We start from the raw sequence: 16,816 nt of genomic DNA on the forward strand, positions 1-16,816 counted from the left end.
GCGGCGGCAAGGCTATGCCTTGCCGCCGCTGTGTTTCAGGACCGGATCACAAGAGCCCCTGGATCAGGATGATCAAGATCAGCACCGGCAGCACGAACTGGAAATAGGGCTTCAGCCAGCGGGGCATCTTCAGGCCCTCTCCGGCGTTGGCCTCCTCCAGATAGCGCTCATAGCCCCAGCCCTTCCGGCTGACGCAGAACAGCAGGTACACCAGAGAGCCCAGGGGCAGGAGGAGGTTGCTGACGATGAAGTCTTCGCTGTCCAGCACGTCCCGCCCGCCGATGAGGCTGACGTCCTTCCACAGGTTATAGCCCAGCACGCAGGGCAGGCTGGCGACGAAGATGAAGAGGCAGTTCAGCAGCGCGGCCTTCTTCCGGGACCAGCCGAAGTTGTCGATGCAGCTGGCCTGGAGGTTCTCGAAGACGGCGATCACCGTGGAGAAGCTGGCGAAGGTCATGAACAGGAAGAACAGCGCGCCCCAGAGACGGCCGCCGGACATGTTCAGGAAGACCCTGGGCAGGACGCAGAAGATCAGGGTGGGGCCCTGGTCCGGCTCCACGCCGAAGGCGAAGCAGGCGGGGAAGATGATCAGGCCCGCCATCAGGGCCACGAAGGTGTCCAGGATGCAGATGCGCACCGCCTCGCTGGTGAGGGTGTGCTCCCGGGTCATGTAGCTGCCGAAGACCTCCATGGCGGCGATGCCCAGGCTCAGGGTGAAGAACGCCTGGTTCATGGCGGCGGTGACCACGTGGCCCAGGCCCGCCTCCGACGCCCGCCGGAGATCGGGCTGGAGATAGAACTTGACGCCCTCCATCCCGCCGGGCAGGGTCAGGCTGTGGACCGCCAGCACGGCGATCAGGATCAGCAGGCCCAGCATCATCACCTTGGTGATGCGCTCCAGGCCCTTCTGGAGGCCGAAGCTGCAGATCAGGAACCCGCCGAACACGGTGATGCCCATGAAGACCGTCATCTCCAGCGGGTCGGCCAGCATGGCGAAGAAGACGCCGTCCACAGCGTCGGCGGCAAGGCCGCTGAAGGCCCCGCCGGCGAACTTGAAGAAGTACCCCAGCATCCAGCCGGAGACCGTGGTGTAGTACATCATCAAAAGGCAGCAGCCCGCCACGCAGAACCAGCCGTGGATATACCACTTGGTGCCCGGCCGCTCCAGGGCCTGATAGGCCTGGACCGCGCTCTTGCGGCTGGCCCGGCCCACCGCCAGCTCCATGGTCAGCACCGGCACGCCCATGATGGCCAGGAAGATCAGGTAGAACAGCACGAACACGCCGCCGCCGTTCTCTCCGGTGATATAGGGGAATTTCCACACGTTGCCGATGCCCACGGCACAGCCCGCGCTTACCAGCAGGAAGCCCAGGCGGGATCCAAAGCGCTCCCGTTTCATCGATCCTCTCCCTCTCTCGATCTGATATCGTCTAAAGTCCCGGGGGCGGGGAGGCCCGCCGCCGGACATTTCATCCATGATAAAGGGCACCGGCGGAAATGTCAATACTTTCGCCGGCGGAAGCGGGCGGAGGGGGCTTTTTTCTCCCGCCCTGCCGTGGTATACTGGTCTTGTGGAAGGGTCATCCCCGCCGGAAAGGAGCGCGCCATGACGGACTGCCGGACCCGATACCCCATCCTGCTGATCCACGGCCTGAACTGCCGGGACGACTGGATCTTCCCCTACTGGGGCCGCGTGGCGGACGTCCTGCGCCGGCACGGCGCCCGGGTCTATCTCAGCGGGCAGGACGCCTGGGGGAGCATCCCCGGCAACGCCGGGGCCCTCCGCCGCCGGGGGGAGGAGATCCTGGCGCAGACCGGGAGCGGGAAGCTGGACCTGATCGCCCACTCCAAGGGCGGGCTGGAGGCCCGGTACCTGATCTCCACCTTGGGCTTCGCGCCGAAGGCCGCCTCCCTCACCACCATCTGCACGCCCCACCGGGGCTCCAGGGCGGCGGCGGAGTGGCTGGAGCGGGAGCGGATCTGCCGGGCGGCGGGCCGCGCGATGGAGGGCTTCTGGCGGGCCAGGGGGGACCGGGACCCGGACTTCCGCGCCGCCGTGTCCGCCCTGACGCCGGAGGCCATGGAGCGGTTCAACCGGGAGAACCCGGACAGCCCCCTGGTCTATTATCAAAGCTGGGGAGCGCGGCTGGACGGAGGGGGCTGGGACCCCCTGGACCGGTTCCAGCTCTGGCTGACGAAGGCCGACGCGCCGACCGACGGCCTGGTCTCCCCGGAGTCCGCCGTCTGGGGGCACTGGCGGGGGACGCTGGAGGGCGTGTCCCACCAGGACGGCGCAGGCGGGCGGCGGCGCAGGCGTCCCGGCTTCGACGCCGGAGAGTTCTACGTCCGCCTGGTGCGGGGATTGGCGGAGATGGGTTTTTGAAGGAGGACGCGATGGAACGGTATATGCAGGCCGCCCCGGCGAAGATCAACCTGGCCCTGGACATCCTGGGCCTCCGCCCGGACGGCTATCACGAGATGCGCATGGTGATGCAGACGGTGGGCCTCTGCGACGAGGTGGCCCTGGAGGAGGCGGGGGAGGGCTTCTCCCTCTCCGCCCGGGGCATCGAGCTGCCGGAGGGGGAGCCGACCCTGGAGCAGCGGGCGGCGGAGGCGTTCTTCCGGGCGGCGGGGCGGCCCATGCCGGGCCTCCGCGTGACGCTGGAGAAGCGGACCCCGGCCTATGCCGGGCTGGGCGGCGGGAGCGCCGACGTGGCGGCGTTGCTGCGGCTGCTGCGGGAGCGGTACGCCCCGGGGATGCCCCGGGAGGCGCTGGAGGCCGTCGGGGCTTCGGTGGGCAGCGACATGCCCTTCTGCATCCGGGGCGGGACGGCCCTGGCGGAGGGGCGGGGGGAGGTGCTGACGGACCTGCCGCCCCTGCCGGAGTGCCGCTTCCTCATCTGCAAGCCGGAGTTCGACCTGCCCACGCCCCGGATGTTCGCCCGCCTCCGCTCCGGCGGGGGACGCCCCCGCCCCGACGTGGACGGCATGGTCCGGGCGCTGGCCCGGGGGGACCTGGAGGCCATAGCGGGACGGGTGGGCAACGTGTTCGAGGACGCGCTGGAGGCGGAGGAACGGCGGGAGATCGACGCCATCGAGGGGACGCTCCTCCGCCATGGGGCGCTGGCCTCCGCCATGTCCGGCTCCGGCCCGGCGGTGTTCGGGCTGTTCGGCCCGGGGGCGGAGACCGGCGGGGCGGAGGAGGAGCTGCGCCGCCGCTATGCCCAGGTCTTCCGGGCGGGGCCCGTGAGGCGGCTGCTCTGAGCCCGGCCCCGTCCCTGCGGGGGAGGGGGACGCGGGAGGGGGAGGGAGCGGATCTAGAGCCGGACGGGCACCTCCCGCCGGATCTCCAGGCTGTCCGGCGTGACGGCGCAGTCCCAGGCGCACACCCGCACGCCCGCGGCCGCCGCCTCCCGCAGGGCCGCGCCGAAGGCGGGGTGGGTCTCGTCGTTCGGGGCCACGCTCGCCATCCCCTCCATCTGCACCACGAAGAACAGCGCCGCGCCCAGGCCGGCCTCCGCCGCCTTCTGGAGCTCTCGGATGTGCTTCACGCCCCGCTCCGTGGGGGCGTCCGGGAACCGGGCCGCGCCGCCCTCCTCCAGGGTGACGCCCTTGACTTCGATCAGGTACGGCGGCTCCTGGGGCCGCTCCACGCAGAAATCCAGCCGGGACCCTCCGTAGACATACTCCCGGCGAAGGACCGCCCCCGGCGGCAGGAGGCCGGAGGCCCACTCGGCGAAGACCCGGTTCGGGGCCTGCGCGTCCATGTTGATCAGCAGCTCCCCCTTCCGGACCGCGATCAGGTCGAAGGCGGTCTTCCGGCGGGGAGCCGCGCACCGCTCCAGATAGACGGCCGCGCCGGGGACGAGCAGCTCCCGGCAGCGGCCGGTGTTTTTCACATGGACGGTCTGGACGGCCCCTTCCGCCTCCACCTGGGCGATGAAGCGGTTGGGGCGGGCCAGGAACCGGCCCGGGACGACGGCTTGGTAGCGCATGTCGGGCTCCTTTCCGGCGGGCGGACAAAATCTTTTCGCATCCTTAACGGGGGAGGATCGTGCGGATCTGCCCGCTTTTTTTTCGCAGTCAGCGGGATTATACCACGATCCCCGCCTTTCGTCGAGACCTCTAAAAAAAGCCGGAAAAAGCCTCGATGAAATTTCTGGAAAGTCATTGTTTTTTTGCGTGGAAGTTGGTACAATAACCCTGCATCTAATTTTTAGGAGGGAGCATATGCCAGCAGAGTATTCCAGCCTGTTCGTCTGCCTGATGGGCATGGGGACCGTGTTCTTCGGGCTCATCTGCCTCATCGTCCTGACGATGATCATGGGCAAGATCGTGGGAGGCCACGCGGCCCCCGCCGTCCCCGCCCCGGCCCCGGCCATGACGGCCCCCGCCGCCGCATCGGAGGGCGACCGCCAGGAGATCGCCGCCGCCGTCTCCGCCGCCATCGCGGAGGAGCTGGGCACCGGCATCACGGGCATCCGCATCGTATCCATGAAGAAACTGTGACCCAAGAACGTAAAGCGAAATAAGAAGGAGAGCGTATCATGAAAAAGTACAGAGTCACCGTCAACGGCACGGCCTATGAGATCGAACTGGAGGAGCTGACCGGCGCGGCCCCCGCCGCCGCTGCCGCCCCCGCCGCTCCCGCCCCGGCTCCCGCCGCCGCGGCCCCCGCCGGAGGCGAGCAGGTCACCAGCCCCATGCCCGGCACCATCCTGGACATCAAGGTCAGCCAGGGCTCCGCCGTGAAGAAGGGCGACGTGCTGATGATCCTGGAGGCCATGAAGATGGAGAACGAGATCATGTGCCCCTGCGACGGCAAGATCGCTTCCATCAACACCTCCAAGGGCGCGGCGGTGGAGTCCGGCGCTCTGCTGTGCGTGATCCAGTAAGCGGCTGGAGGGACACAAATGGAAGCTATTCTGGATTTTGTCAACAACTCAGGCTTTGCCCTGTTCGCCCAAGGGGACAACTGGAAATGCCTGATCATGCTGCTCATCGCCTGCGTGCTTTTGTACCTGGGCATCGTGAAGAAGTTCGAGCCCCTGCTGCTGGTGCCGATCGCCTTCGGCATGCTCATCACCAACCTCCCCGGCGCGGACATGTATCATGAGATCTTCTTCGCCGGCGGCCACATCCACTGGGACCTGATCGGCGGCGCGGAAGTCACCCAGGAGTTCATCACCGGGCTCCGGGAGGTGGGCGTGGCCGAGGCCGTGCTGGCCACCGCCCCCGTGGGTTCGTCCATCACGGCGGGCCTGATCGACATCCTGTATCTGGGCGTGAAGCTGGGCATCTATCCCTGCCTGATCTTCATGGGCGTGGGCGCCATGACCGACTTCGGCCCCCTGATCGCCAACCCCAAGAGCCTGCTCCTGGGCGCGGCCGCCCAGCTGGGCATCTTCATGACCTTCGTGGGCTGCCGCCTCTCCGGCATCTTCACCTCCGCCCAGGCCGGATCCATCGGCATCATCGGCGGCGCGGACGGCCCCACCGCCATCTACGGCGCGACGAAGCTGGCCCCTGAGCTGCTGGGCCCCATCGCCGTGGCGGCGTACAGCTACATGGCTCTGGTCCCCGTCATCCAGCCCCCCATCATGCGGGCCCTGACCACCGAGGCCGAGCGCAAGATCGTCATGAAGCCCCTGCGCCAGGTCTCCAAGACCGAGAAGATCGTCTTCCCCATCCTGGTGGCCGTGTTCGTCGCTTTGCTGGTGCCCTCCGCCGCCCCCCTGATCGCCTGCCTCATGCTGGGCAACCTCTTCCGTGAGTGCGGCGCGGTGGAGCGCCTGAGCAAGACCGCGCAGAACGAGCTCATCAACATCGTCACCATCTTCCTGGGCATCTCCGTGGGCGCCACCGCCACGGGCCGGACCTTCCTCAGCCTCCAGACCATCGCCATCATGGCCATGGGCATCGTGGCCTTCGGCTTCGGCACCGCCGGCGGCGTGGTCTTGGCCAAGATCATGAACCTGTTCCTCAAGGAGAAGATCAATCCCCTCATCGGCTCCGCCGGCGTGTCCGCCGTGCCCATGGCCGCCCGGGTCTCCCAGGTGGAGGGCCAGAAGGCCAACCCCGGCAACTTCCTCTTGATGCACGCCATGGGCCCCAACGTGGCCGGGGTCATCGGCTCCGCCATCGCGGCCGGCGTGATGATCTCCCTGTTCGGCTGAGTATAGGAGGTAATGGAAATGGCTATGGAATTTTTGTCTAAGAAGCCCCTGTATATCACCGACACCATCCTCCGGGACGCCCACCAGTCCCAGGCGGCCACCCGGATGCGGGTGGAGGATATGCTCCCCGCCTGCGAGGTCCTGGACTCCATCGGCTACTGGTCCCTGGAGTGCTGGGGCGGCGCGACCTTCGACTCCTGCATGCGCTTCCTCAACGAGGACCCCTGGGAGCGCCTGCGCAAGCTCCGCAAGGCCCTGCCCAACACGAAGCTCCAGATGCTCTTCCGGGGGCAGAACATCCTGGGCTATAAGCACTACGCCGACGACGTGGTGGACGCCTTCTGCCGCAAGTCCATCGAGAACGGCATCGACATCATCCGCATCTTCGACGCGCTGAACGATGTGCGCAACCTGGAACAGGCCATCAAGTCCACCAAGAAATACGGCGGCATGGTGGAGGCCACGCTGTCCTACACCATCTCCCCCATCCACAACGAGGAGTACTTCGTCAAGCTGGCCAAGGAGCTGGAGCAGATGGGCGCGGACGTGATCTGCGTCAAGGACATGGCGAACCTCCTGCTGCCCATGGACGCCTATTCCCTGGTGAAGAAGCTGAAGGAGACCGTGAAGATCCCCATCCACCTGCACACCCACAACACCACCGGCACCGGCGACATGGTGTATCTCATGGCCGCTTACGCCGGGGTGGACATCGTGGACACGGCCCTGAGCCCCCTGGCCAACGGCACGGCCCAGCCCGCCACGGAGTCCCTGGTCGCGACCCTCCAGGGCACCGTCCGGGACACGAAGCTGGATCTGGGCAAGATGAGCGAGGCCGCCGCCCACTTCCGCAAGGTCGCCCAGAAGCTCAAGGAGCAGGGGTCCCTGGACCCGAAGGTCCTGAACGTGGACACCAACACCCTGCTCTATCAGGTGCCCGGCGGCATGCTGTCCAACCTGATCTCCCAGCTCAAGCAGGCCAACAAGGAAGAGAAGTATTACGACGTGCTGGCGGAGATCCCCCGCGTCCGCAAGGACTTCGGCTATCCCCCGCTGGTCACGCCCACCAGCCAGATCGTGGGCACCCAGGCCGTCATGAACGTGGTGGTCGGCAAGTACAAGACCTTCCCCAAGGAGTCCAAGGGCCTCCTGCGGGGCGAGTACGGCCAGCTCCCCGGCGAGGTGAGCGAGGAGGTCCGGGCCCTGGCGGGCATCAAGCCGGAGGACGTCATCACCTGCCGTCCGGCGGACCTGCTCCAGCCCGAGGTGGAGAAGTACCGGGAGGAGTTCAAGGGCATCGCCAAGAGCGACGAGGACGTGCTGTCCCTGGCCCTGTTCCCCCAGGTGGCCCCCAAGTTCCTGGCCTGGCGCGACGGTCCCCACGACGAGCCCGCCGCCGCTCCGGCCCCGGCCCCGCAGAAGGCCGCCCCGGCGGATCCAAACGCCGTGCGGGAGCTGTTCGTGGAGTTCAAAGGATAAGGGACCGGTCTATCTTGCGCAGTGATCCGGCTAAAAGGAGGACGGTATCGAAAGATACCGTCCTCTTTTCGTCACGACCAGCTGCGGATCCCCTCCGTCGTCACCGAGCCCTCGAAGGTCCCCAGCGTTCCCCCCGACTCGTCGTACAGCGTCACGGTACAGGGGAGCTCTCGGTCCAGGATGGCATAGACGCCGGGATCCGCGCTGTGGATGGGCCTCCGATACCACAGGTTGGCGATCTCCGGCAGGGTCAGCTCCATGGGATCGAGGTCGTCCACATCCGCGTCCCTGCCGAGATAGCGCTCGTGCGCATCATAGGGGAAGACGAAGACCTGGTCTGCCAGACGGGTCCCCTCCAGGGCGAACTCCCGGGACAGCACCCTGCCGTTGGGCTCCGGCTCCTTCTCCGCCCGGACCACGGCGACGGCGGAGGCGGCTCCCTCGAAGGGGCCGGCCGCGTAGATCTTCCCGGCCCGGGCGACGCAGGCGGATCCCTCCCCAAAGACCGTGCTGAAACCGGCCGACCAGTCCCGGCGGCTCCCCAGGAGGCTGTCCCTGTAGCTGAAGAACAGGTAGGTATCCCCGCTCCGGGCCGCGACGTTGGTGAGATGGAGCGTGCTGGAGGAGAACAGGTGTATCCGGTCCCGCTGGACATACAGGGGCTCCACCTCCCCCAGGAGGTAGTCGTTCCGGACCTGGCGGCACATGCCCTTCACGGTGTAGGGCGGGAAGCCCTGGGAGGCGTAGATCAGGAAGGCCAGCAGCAGGGCCAGGAGCAGGTTCCGGACGGTCCTGCGCCCGCGGTTCCAATGCCTCATGCCGCTCCCTCCCATCCCGCGGTCAGGACGTTCCCGGTCCGGGGGATCGTCACCTCCACCTGGTGGGGCGGGCCGTCCAGGATCAGGAGGATCTGGTCCCGGTATCGGGTCCAGCCGTGCAGCCGGTCGTCGAACGCGTAGAGGACCCAATAGCCGCATTCCAGTCTGGGGCCGTCCTCGACATAGGACCCAAAGGGGATGGGCCGGCCGTCGACGGCGATCTCCAGATCCCAATAGTTGAACAAGTTCAGCATGTGGTCGTGGAACACGTCCCGGGTCTCCGCCCAGATGGTGAGGGGGACCTGGACGCGGGTCTCGCCGGGGAGAGGGGCCGCGTCCGAATAATAGGGCACGCGGAGGGGCTCCGGCTCTCCGGGGGCCAGCCAGAGGTCCAGGTAGTCCGTGGCGGTGTGGCTCGTGCCGTGAGACGGGACGCTCCAGGTGAGCTGGTCCCAGGTGAGCTCCGGCAGGGACTGGGTGTAGATGTCGTCCTGCCAGATCTTCCACACCAGCAGCAGCGCCAGGGCCAGGGCCAGGAAGCGGCTGAACTCCCACAGCCAGCCCAGCCAGGGCTTGTGTACCTTGTCCAGGGCCCAGCCCACCTCCTGGGGGTTCCCCATGGCCTCCAGGGCCCGCTCCTCCGCCAGCTCCCGGTCCCGGCCCAGGCGGATGAGGTCCTTCACGTGGTCCTCGTAATGGTCCCGGAGCTCGAATTCGATGCGCCTGTGGTCCGGGCGGAAGCGGACCTCCTGGCAGACGGCGTTCACCCAGATCTGAAAGCTGTTCCGCATGGCCGCCTCCTCACGCCGGGGCGGCGCTGTTGACCACAGCGTCCACCTGCTCCCGGAAGACCGCCCACTCCTCTTTCCGGGCGTCCAGGGCCTTCCGGCCCTTGCGGGTGATGCGGTAGTATTTCCGGCTCCGGCCCTCCTCCGACTTCCGCTCCCGGACGCTGACCAGCCCGTCGGCCTCCAGGCCGTGGAGGATGGGGTACAGCGTCCCCTCCTTCAAGTCGAAGATGTGGTTGGACCTCCGGGCCAGCTCGGTGATCATCTGGTAGCCGTACATCTCCTCCCCCGCCAGCAGGGAGAGGATCAGCAGGGTCGTGCTGCCGCTCATCAGGCTCTTGTCGATCTTCATACAGCGCCTCCTTCTCCAAATGCCTCGGTCATCTAGGCCTAGTATACATAGATGGCCGAGGTTTGTCAAGAGGGCGCCCAGGAGAGGGCGCGCAGGCCGTCGAAAGTCGTGAGGGGCTGAGCGGGGGAGGGGCGGAGCTGCGGAGAGGGGCCCTTTTTGACGGCCTGCCGAAAGACGCGGGGGAGCGGGATGACGGGAGGGATGGCGCGGGGGATCCGGGGAAGGGCCCCTGCGCCCTCCGGATCGAAAGGTCCTGAAAACTTGGCCCGGCGGCCGAAACTACGTTTCGACCGCCGGGCCGCTCTTCATGTGTAGGACCGCTCCACCCGGACCACGGCCTGATAGCCGCTGTCCAGGACCTGGACGGCATCCTTGATCTTCTCCTCCACCTGCCGGTCGGTGAGGCGGAAGTCGAAGGGAACCGCCGCGTCGAAGACCAGCTCCGTCCGCCCCTGCTTCGGGACCATCCGGAAATCGTGGATGGTGATGTCGCTGTCGATGCACCGCACCAGCTCCGCCACCTTCCGGTGGGTCTCCTGGGTGAGGGCGTCCGTCATCACCGGATCCATGTGGATCACCGCCTCGCAGCCCAGACGCTCCCGGAGCTCCCGCTCCACGTGGTCGATCTGGCTGTGGAGCTCCAGGATGTCCCGCTTGGCGGGGACCTCGGCATGGAGGGAGATCATCCGCCGTCCGGGGCCGTAGTCGTGGACGATGAGGTCGTGGACCCCGATGATGTGCGGGTGGGAGAGGACCAGGTCCTGGATCTGCTTGACGAACTCCGCCGAGGGCGGCGTGCCCAGCAGGGGGTCCATGGTGGTCTTGACGGCCTGGATCCCGGACCAGAAGATGAACAGCGCCACCAGCAGGCCGCACCAGCCGTCCAGGGGCAGGTCCGTGTACCGCTCCGCCAGGGAGGCGGCCAGGACCACCGCCGTGGCGGCGCAGTCGCTGAGGGAGTCCAGGGCGGCGGCTTCCATGGCGGTGGAGCGGATGCGCCTGCCGATGCGGCGGTTGTAAAAGGCCATGTAGAGCTTGACCAGGATGGCGGCGCACAGCGTCGCCGTCACCGCCCAGCCGGAGGCCACCGGGGCGGGGCGGAGGATCTTCTCCACGGAGGACTGGCCCAGCTCGAAGCCCATCAGCAAGATCAGCATCGCCACCAGCAGCCCGGAGAGGTATTCCATGCGCCCGTGGCCGAAGGGATGGTCGTGGTCCGGCTTCTGCTCCGCCAGCTGGAAGCCCAAGAGGGTGACGATGGAGGACCCGGCGTCGGAGAGGTTGTTGACGGCGTCGGCCACGACGGCGATGGACCCGGAGGCCAGCCCCGCCAGCAGCTTGCCGAGGAACAAGAGCAGGTTCAAGAACACGCCGGTCCCGCCGCAGAGGATGCCCCAGCCCTTGCGCAGCTGGGCTTCCGTCTTCCCCTCGGGCTTGAGGAAGATCTTGGACAGCAGGGCGATCATGCCGCGTCATCTCCTTTCGCCGGGCCCTCCCGTGATATCGCGATGCCGCCGGGAACGCCTCATCCCTTCCCCGGCAGGACCAGTTTCATGTGGCAGCAAAGATCGTCCAGGTCCCGGTCCGTGGCGGCGGGCACCCGGAGCTTGGCCCCGCAGTCCCGGCAGATGAGGTCCACGGCGGACCGGCGGATCTCCATGCCGTAACGGCGGCTGCCGCAGGCGCAGACGATCCCGTCGGGCCGGGAGGCGATGTCCTTCAGCTCGGACAGGACCTCGTACATGATCACGTTGTCCAGGAACGCCTCGCCGCCGTCCTGCTTCTGCTCCTTCTCCGCCAGGATCGCCAGCTCCCGGAGCTGCCGTTCCACAGTGCCCTCCGGACCGATGAAGCAGCAGAACTGCTTCGTCCCGGCGCAGGCCAGGGCCGTGGCCCCCTCCAGCACCCGCTCCGCCGGGCAGACGGCGGTGTGCGTCCCGCCGCACAGGCCGCAGGGCACCGTCAGCCGGTAGCGTTCCCCGTCAAAGGACACCGTCAGGGCGGAGCCGCCGCAGCTGCACTCCACCTCCGCACCGGACGCCTCCAGGGCGAACACGGAGCGGGCCTTCATGACGGTCTTCCCGCATTTGGGGCAGAGATAGCCAAAGGTGCGCATCTCCTCGCGCATGGCAAAGCGCCTCCCTCGATCCGCCCGGCGGGGCCGGGCGTTTTTTACAGACAGATAGTTGGAGTAAAAATTATACCATGGGAACGAGCGGCAGTCCAGCATTTTTCATGCCTGTCCCATATTTTATCCCGGAGAAAAAATTTTCTGTTGCCATTTGGGGAAGGATATAGTAAAATAGCAGGGTAAGTCTTCCGCGGGGAGCTGCGGAGCCGGTCTCGCGCAATGGATGCCCGCGAACCATGTCAGGCGGGGAACCGAGCAGCATTAAGCGGGACGTTCCATGTGCCGCGAGGCAACCGGCTCCGCAGCTTCGCACGGAAGACTTATTTTTCTTTTGAGGGACCAGCGGCCGGAACGGCCCCCGGCGGCCAAGCGGCTCCGGCGGGCGGCCTCGACCGCGTCTTATGGGGAGGTGAGGCGGTGTATCAGGCGCTCTACCGCAAGTGGCGGCCAAAGACCTTTGCCGACGTCATCGGCCAGGAGCATATCACGCAGACCCTCCGCCGCCAGGTGGCCGAGGGCCGGACGTCCCATGCCTACCTGTTCACCGGCACCCGGGGCACCGGCAAGACCACCTGCGCCAAGATCCTCGCCAGGGCCGTCAACTGTGAGTCCCCCGTGGACGGGGATCCCTGCGGGGAGTGCCCGTCCTGCCGGGGGCTGGACAGCGGCAGCTTCTTAGACGTGCTGGAGCTGGACGCCGCCTCCAACAACGGCGTGGAGCAGGTCCGGGCCCTGCGGGACGAGGCCGTCTACTCCCCCGCCAACGTCAGGAAGCGGGTCTACATCGTGGATGAGGTCCACATGCTCTCCACCGCCGCCTTCAACGCGCTGCTGAAGATCCTGGAGGAGCCGCCGGAGCACCTGATGTTCATCCTGGCAACGACGGAGCTCCATAAGGTCCCGGCGACCATCCTCTCCCGGTGCCAGCGGTTCTCCTTCCGGCGCATCCAGCCCAAGGACGTGGCCGCCCGGCTCTCCTATGTCGCGGACCGGGAGGGCATCGACCTCCGGCCCGACGGGGCGGAGCTCCTCAGCCGCCTGGCGGACGGGGCCCTGCGGGACGGGCTGAGCCTCCTGGACCAGTGCGCCGCCGCCGGCGGGACCATCGATGCCGCCGCCGTGCTGGACGTGCTGGGCTTGGCGGGGAACCTGCAGACCGCCCGGCTGATGGAGCGGATCTTGGACCGGGACGCCCAGGGGGCCCTCCTCCTGCTGGACGAGCTGTACAAGGGCGGCAAGGACATGGGGGCCGTGCTCTCGGAGCTGTCCACCCTCACCCGGGACCTGCTGCTCCGGAAGACCGCCCCGGAGGGCGGCGCGGCCCTGCTTTCCGGCGGCTTCGATGACGCCGCCCTGGACCGCCTGGGCGGGCACGTGCCCGCCGCCCGTTTCCTGCACCTGGCCTCCACGCTGCAAAAAGCCTCGGCGGAGCTGTATGCCAGCGTGGACCGCCGTTTGGACACGGAGCTGTGCCTCCTCCGCCTGTGCGACGAGAGCCTCTCCGGGGACCTGACGGCCCTGGAGGCCCGGATCTGCCGCCTGGAGGACAGCCGGTCTGCCCGGGGAGAGCTGGCCCGGCGGCCCGGTCCCGCCCCGTCTCCGGGCCCCGCCGCTCCCGCGCCAAGGGCGGAGGCGGCCCCTCCCCCGCGGGAGGAGCCGCCGGGAGGAGCCGCGGACGATGCGCCGCCCTGGGACGAGCCCCCCCTGCCGGAGGAGCCGCCGTGCCCGGACGAGCCCGGCCGGCGGGTCTATGACGTCCCGGAGGCCCCGCCGCCGGAGCCCCCCAAGGCGGCGCGGCCCGGCGCCTCCGCCCGGCAGGGGGCCGCGCCCCCTGCCAAGCCCGCCGGCGGCTGGTGGCGGACCCTGGCGGAGAACTGCAAGGGCCGCCTGCCGCCCATGTACCGCCCCTTCCTGGGCATGTGCTCCGGCAGGATGGAGGGCGATCTGCTGACGGTCTTCGCGCCGGACGACCTGACCCTCAGCCGTCTGGACAACGACCGGGTCCGGGAGGCCCTGTCCCAGGAGGCGGAGGCCCTCACCGGCGGCGCGGTGCGGCTGCTGCTGCGGACCGGGGAGCCGCCCCAGGCCTCGCCGGAGGAAAACTTCAAAAACCTGCTGCGCTTCAGCAGTCAGTTCGACAACATCGAGATCAAGTGAAGGAGGAGATCGTCATGGGGTACAGCGCCCGCCGCGGTTTCAGCAGCGGCAGCATGAAGGCCACCGGCGCCCAGCGCCAGGCCGAGGTCCAGCAGAAGATCGCCCAGATGCAGGAGGCGATGAACACCGTCCAGGAGGAAGTGGAGGCCCGTTCCTTCACCGCCAGCGTGGGCGGAGGCGCGGTGGAGGCCGTCGCCAACGGCAGGAAGGAGCTCGTCTCCCTGACCATCAAGCCGGAGGCCGTGGATCCCGAGGATGTGGAGATGCTCCAGGACCTGGTGGTCTCCGCCGTCAACGAGGCCCTGCGCCAGGCCGGGGAGGCCATGGACAAGGCCATGGACGGCATCACCGGCGGGCTGGGCCTGGGCGGCCTCGGCATCTGAACGAGGGACCGGCCTTGCGCCCCCGCGGGGCCGGAGACGATGCGCGATGCCTGCACAGCAAAAGACCGCCGTCCGATGGACGGCGGTCTCTTCGTTCAGATCCGGGGAACGGGGGATGCCTTCACAGCTGCTGTACGGTGTAGTACACCGCCAGGGCGAAGAACACGACGCCCAGGGCCCACATGGCGTAATACGCCATGGAGGCGCTGAACAGCGCCAGGACGATGGCCGCGGCGGACAGGCCGCTGGCCGCGTAGATGGGCATCAGGTCGGCCTTGGGGGGGAGGAGCCGGCCCAGCTTCCCGCCCTTCGCCAGCCAGCAAAGGCCGGCCAGCAGCAGGATATAGACGACGGACAGCACCTTCACGGGCACGCCCAGAGTCAGGTGGCTGAACAGGCGGCGGCTCACCCATAAAACGATCATGGAGGCGCTGAGCACCGTCAGCGCGATGGAGCACTCCCGGTCATAGAAGGCCCAGAGGACGCTGAGGACCATCAGCACCGGCACCACGATGCTGAGGAGCATCAGGGCGGGCTCCTGGTACGCGCGGATCAGGAGGCTGCCGCCGGCGAAGAAGGCGCCGATCCCGGCCAGGCACCAGCCGATGAGGCGCCTGCGCCCGTCCGCCTTCCACAGCACGCTCAGCACGACGCCCAGGACCAGCACCGCCGCCCCCAGGCCCGCGAAGACCGGCAGGCGGTCGTGCCACACCAGGGTCTGCGTCACCATATCGCCATGGATGTAGTATTTCCGGAGGACCATCAGGTACGCCTCCGCCAGGCAGGCCGCAAAAAAGAACAAGGTCGCGCCAAACAGGGAATCATCCCGCTTCATAGACTTTCCGTTCGGATCCTTTGCCATTTATCAAGACCTCCAAGGTAGTTTTTCTTGGCAAAAATGCCGGGTGGGAAATACTTCCGCCGACACGTTTTAATAGTATAACAGACTTTATCCCCTTTTGCAAGGCCAACCCGCCACCTTTTTTATTTTTTCGCCGAAAATACAGTTTTCGTTGAGAAGCGTCGCAGGCCGTGCTATACTATCCTATCATCACGCAGAGGACATGAGGTTTATTATGAGACGTTTTCCCGCATATGTTTGTTTGCTGGCCCTGCTGCTCACCGGCTGCGCCGCCCCGGCGGACCCGGACACGGCCCAGGAGAGCATCCAGGTCATCGCCATGGACACCGCCATGCTCATCACCACCTACGGCGAGCGTTCCCCCGCCGCCGCCTACGCCGCCGAGGACGTCATCCGGGACCTGGAGGCCAAGCTCTCCCGGACGGACCCGGACAGCGCCGTCTCCCGGCTCAACGCCGCCGGGACGCTGGAGGACCCGGAGGCGGATCTGCTCTCGGTCTTGCGCCAGGCCGGGCGGTATCACCGGGAGACGCAGGGGGCCTTCGACATCACCGTGGCCCCGGTGGTGGCCGCCTGGGGCTTCGCCGGGGGAGAGGAGGAGCGCGTCCCCGGCAAGGCGGAGCTTAGGGAGCTTTTGAAACGGGTGGACGGCTCCGCCGTGAAGGCGGAGGACGGCGCCGTCACCCTGGGCCCCGGCCAGTCCGTCGACCTGGGGGCCATCACCAAGGGCTACGCCGCCGACCGGCTGACCCAGGTGTTCAACGAGTACGAGGTCCCCAGGGCCCTGGCCGAGCTGGGGGGCAACGTCCTGGCCTGGGGGGACCGGCCCGACGGGACCCCCTGGCGGGTGGGCATCCAGGACCCGGCCCGTCCCGACGACCGGGACGCCCTGGTGGGCGTGCTGGAGCTGGTGGACTCCTTCGCCGTCACCTCCGGCAGCTACCAGCGGTATTTCGAGGAGGGCGGGGAGCGCTACCACCACATCATCGATCCCGCCACGGGCCGCCCGGCGGACAGCGGACTGACCTCGGTCACGGTGGTGGCGGGCACGGGGGCCGGGAACGGCGCCATGTGCGACGCCTACTCCACCGCCCTTTTCATCATGGGGGCGGAAAAGGCCCTGGAGTTCTGGAGGAGCCAGCTGGACGGCACGCTGTTCAGCCTGGTGCTGGTGACGGAGGACGGCCGGGTCATCGTGGCCGACGAGATCGGCCGGTTCGACTTCATCCCGGAAGAGGACAGCGGGTACACGTATGAGACCATCACCAAAACGGTCTCCTGAGCTGCGGCCCACGGCCCGGGACGCGGCGGTGGTCCTCTGCGTGGCGGCGCTGGCCCTGGGGACCGCCCTGTTCCAGTGGCGGGCCGGGAGCGCCGGGGCCCTGACGGCCGTGGTGTCCGTGGACGGGGAGGAGATCGACCGGGTCCCCCTGGACCGGGCCGCCGGGGAGAAGACCTATCAGGCCAGGGGCCATGCCCTGACGGTGAGCTATGCCGACGGGAGCGCCCGGGTCCTCTCCTCCGACTGTCCCACCCAGGACTGCGTCCGCAGCGGGCCTGTCACCCGGAGCGGACAGAGCATCATCTGCCTCCCCGCCCGGATCGTCATCCGCCTGGAGGGCGGCGCGGCGGATCCGGACGGCGTGGACGCGGTGCTGGGTTAGGAGGTG

General features: G+C 67.8%; 18 protein-coding genes and 1 other RNA gene. 11 read left to right on the forward strand and 8 right to left on the reverse strand.

Going from position 1 to position 16,816, the window contains the following annotated elements; all coding sequences use genetic code 11:
* Nucleotides 1–46 precede the first annotated feature (46 nt).
* On the reverse strand, nt 47–1,399 hold the full coding sequence (locus QZ332_RS01195) for a sodium-dependent transporter (protein WP_295761266.1): 1,353 nt from the start codon (nt 1,397–1,399) through the stop codon (nt 47–49).
* A gap of 207 nt (nt 1,400–1,606) precedes the next feature.
* Between QZ332_RS01195 and QZ332_RS01200 the strand changes: the two genes are divergently transcribed.
* Together QZ332_RS01200 and ispE are read left to right on the forward strand one after the other, a co-directional pair.
* Nucleotides 1,607–2,383, forward strand: a complete 777-nt coding sequence (locus QZ332_RS01200) for a triacylglycerol lipase (protein WP_295761268.1) — start codon at nt 1,607–1,609, stop codon at nt 2,381–2,383.
* An 11-nt stretch (nt 2,384–2,394) separates the two neighbouring features.
* Nucleotides 2,395–3,264 (forward strand): 4-(cytidine 5'-diphospho)-2-C-methyl-D-erythritol kinase, encoded by an 870-nt coding sequence (gene ispE, locus QZ332_RS01205; RefSeq protein WP_295761271.1) that lies wholly within the window; start codon nt 2,395–2,397, stop codon nt 3,262–3,264.
* Nucleotides 3,265–3,317: 53 nt separating this feature from the next.
* Here ispE and sfsA read toward each other — a convergent pair whose 3' ends face one another.
* A complete protein-coding gene (gene sfsA, locus QZ332_RS01210) occupies nt 3,318–3,995 on the reverse strand; it encodes a DNA/RNA nuclease SfsA (protein WP_295761273.1) in 678 nt (225 codons plus the stop codon).
* Nucleotides 3,996–4,230: 235 nt separating this feature from the next.
* Here sfsA and QZ332_RS01215 point away from each other — a divergent pair, with 235 nt between their 5' ends.
* From QZ332_RS01215 to QZ332_RS01230, 4 genes are read left to right on the forward strand one after another with little or no spacing between them, the layout of a single operon-like run.
* Entirely contained in the window at nt 4,231–4,509 is a 279-nt protein-coding gene (locus tag QZ332_RS01215) for an OadG family protein (protein ID WP_295761275.1), read from the forward strand.
* Between the two features lie 38 nt (nt 4,510–4,547).
* On the forward strand, nt 4,548–4,895 hold the full coding sequence (locus QZ332_RS01220; RefSeq protein WP_295761277.1) for a biotin/lipoyl-containing protein: 348 nt from the start codon (nt 4,548–4,550) through the stop codon (nt 4,893–4,895).
* An 18-nt stretch (nt 4,896–4,913) separates the two neighbouring features.
* On the forward strand, nt 4,914–6,176 hold the full coding sequence (locus QZ332_RS01225) for a sodium ion-translocating decarboxylase subunit beta (protein WP_295761279.1): 1,263 nt from the start codon (nt 4,914–4,916) through the stop codon (nt 6,174–6,176).
* Nucleotides 6,177–6,194: 18 nt separating this feature from the next.
* Nucleotides 6,195–7,655, forward strand: a complete 1,461-nt coding sequence (locus QZ332_RS01230; RefSeq protein WP_295761281.1) for a pyruvate carboxylase subunit B — start codon at nt 6,195–6,197, stop codon at nt 7,653–7,655.
* Between the two features lie 71 nt (nt 7,656–7,726).
* On the opposite strand, the gene QZ332_RS01235 is transcribed toward QZ332_RS01230, so the two are convergent.
* From QZ332_RS01235 to QZ332_RS01255, 5 genes are all read right to left on the reverse strand, one after another.
* A complete protein-coding gene (locus QZ332_RS01235) occupies nt 7,727–8,473 on the reverse strand; it encodes a hypothetical protein (protein WP_295761283.1) in 747 nt (248 codons plus the stop codon).
* Nucleotides 8,470–9,264, reverse strand: coding sequence for a permease prefix domain 1-containing protein (locus tag QZ332_RS01240; protein WP_295761286.1), 795 nt, complete (start codon nt 9,262–9,264; stop codon nt 8,470–8,472). Before QZ332_RS01240 ends, QZ332_RS01235 begins: the two co-directional genes overlap by 4 nt.
* A 10-nt stretch (nt 9,265–9,274) precedes the next feature.
* Nucleotides 9,275–9,613, reverse strand: a complete 339-nt coding sequence (locus tag QZ332_RS01245; RefSeq protein WP_295761288.1) for a PadR family transcriptional regulator — start codon at nt 9,611–9,613, stop codon at nt 9,275–9,277.
* A 305-nt stretch (nt 9,614–9,918) separates the two neighbouring features.
* Complete coding sequence (locus QZ332_RS01250; RefSeq protein ID WP_295761290.1) at nt 9,919–11,079, reverse strand: cation diffusion facilitator family transporter; 1,161 nt, start codon at nt 11,077–11,079, stop codon at nt 9,919–9,921.
* A 59-nt stretch (nt 11,080–11,138) separates the two neighbouring features.
* The gene (locus QZ332_RS01255; protein WP_295761292.1) at nt 11,139–11,741 is read right to left on the reverse strand and encodes a hypothetical protein; all 603 of its coding nucleotides are present in this window, start codon (nt 11,739–11,741) and stop codon (nt 11,139–11,141) included.
* Nucleotides 11,742–11,947: 206 nt separating this feature from the next.
* On the opposite strand from QZ332_RS01255, the gene ffs reads away from it, so the two are divergent.
* The 3 genes from ffs (at nt 11,948) to QZ332_RS01270 (ending at nt 14,284) form a co-directional block, all read left to right on the forward strand.
* Nucleotides 11,948–12,047: signal recognition particle sRNA small type (ffs, locus tag QZ332_RS01260), an RNA gene on the forward strand.
* A gap of 114 nt (nt 12,048–12,161) precedes the next feature.
* Nucleotides 12,162–13,901, forward strand: coding sequence for a DNA polymerase III subunit gamma/tau (gene dnaX, locus QZ332_RS01265; RefSeq protein ID WP_295761294.1), 1,740 nt, complete (start codon nt 12,162–12,164; stop codon nt 13,899–13,901).
* A 14-nt stretch (nt 13,902–13,915) separates the two neighbouring features.
* A complete protein-coding gene (locus tag QZ332_RS01270) occupies nt 13,916–14,284 on the forward strand; it encodes a YbaB/EbfC family nucleoid-associated protein (RefSeq protein ID WP_295761296.1) in 369 nt (122 codons plus the stop codon).
* Nucleotides 14,285–14,405: 121 nt separating this feature from the next.
* On the opposite strand, the gene QZ332_RS01275 is transcribed toward QZ332_RS01270, so the two are convergent.
* The gene (locus QZ332_RS01275; protein ID WP_295761299.1) at nt 14,406–15,086 is read right to left on the reverse strand and encodes a hypothetical protein; all 681 of its coding nucleotides are present in this window, start codon (nt 15,084–15,086) and stop codon (nt 14,406–14,408) included.
* Between the two features lie 274 nt (nt 15,087–15,360).
* Here QZ332_RS01275 and QZ332_RS01280 point away from each other — a divergent pair, with 274 nt between their 5' ends.
* The gene (locus tag QZ332_RS01280) at nt 15,361–16,428 is read left to right on the forward strand and encodes an FAD:protein FMN transferase (RefSeq protein WP_295761302.1); all 1,068 of its coding nucleotides are present in this window, start codon (nt 15,361–15,363) and stop codon (nt 16,426–16,428) included.
* Nucleotides 16,400–16,810 (forward strand): NusG domain II-containing protein, encoded by a 411-nt coding sequence (locus tag QZ332_RS01285; protein ID WP_295761306.1) that lies wholly within the window; start codon nt 16,400–16,402, stop codon nt 16,808–16,810. The genes QZ332_RS01280 and QZ332_RS01285 overlap by 29 nt, the downstream gene beginning before the upstream one ends.
* Nucleotides 16,811–16,816 lie beyond the last annotated feature (6 nt).

This window comes from uncultured Oscillibacter sp., assembly GCF_910584465.1.
GTDB lineage: Bacteria > Bacillota > Clostridia > Oscillospirales > Oscillospiraceae > Oscillibacter.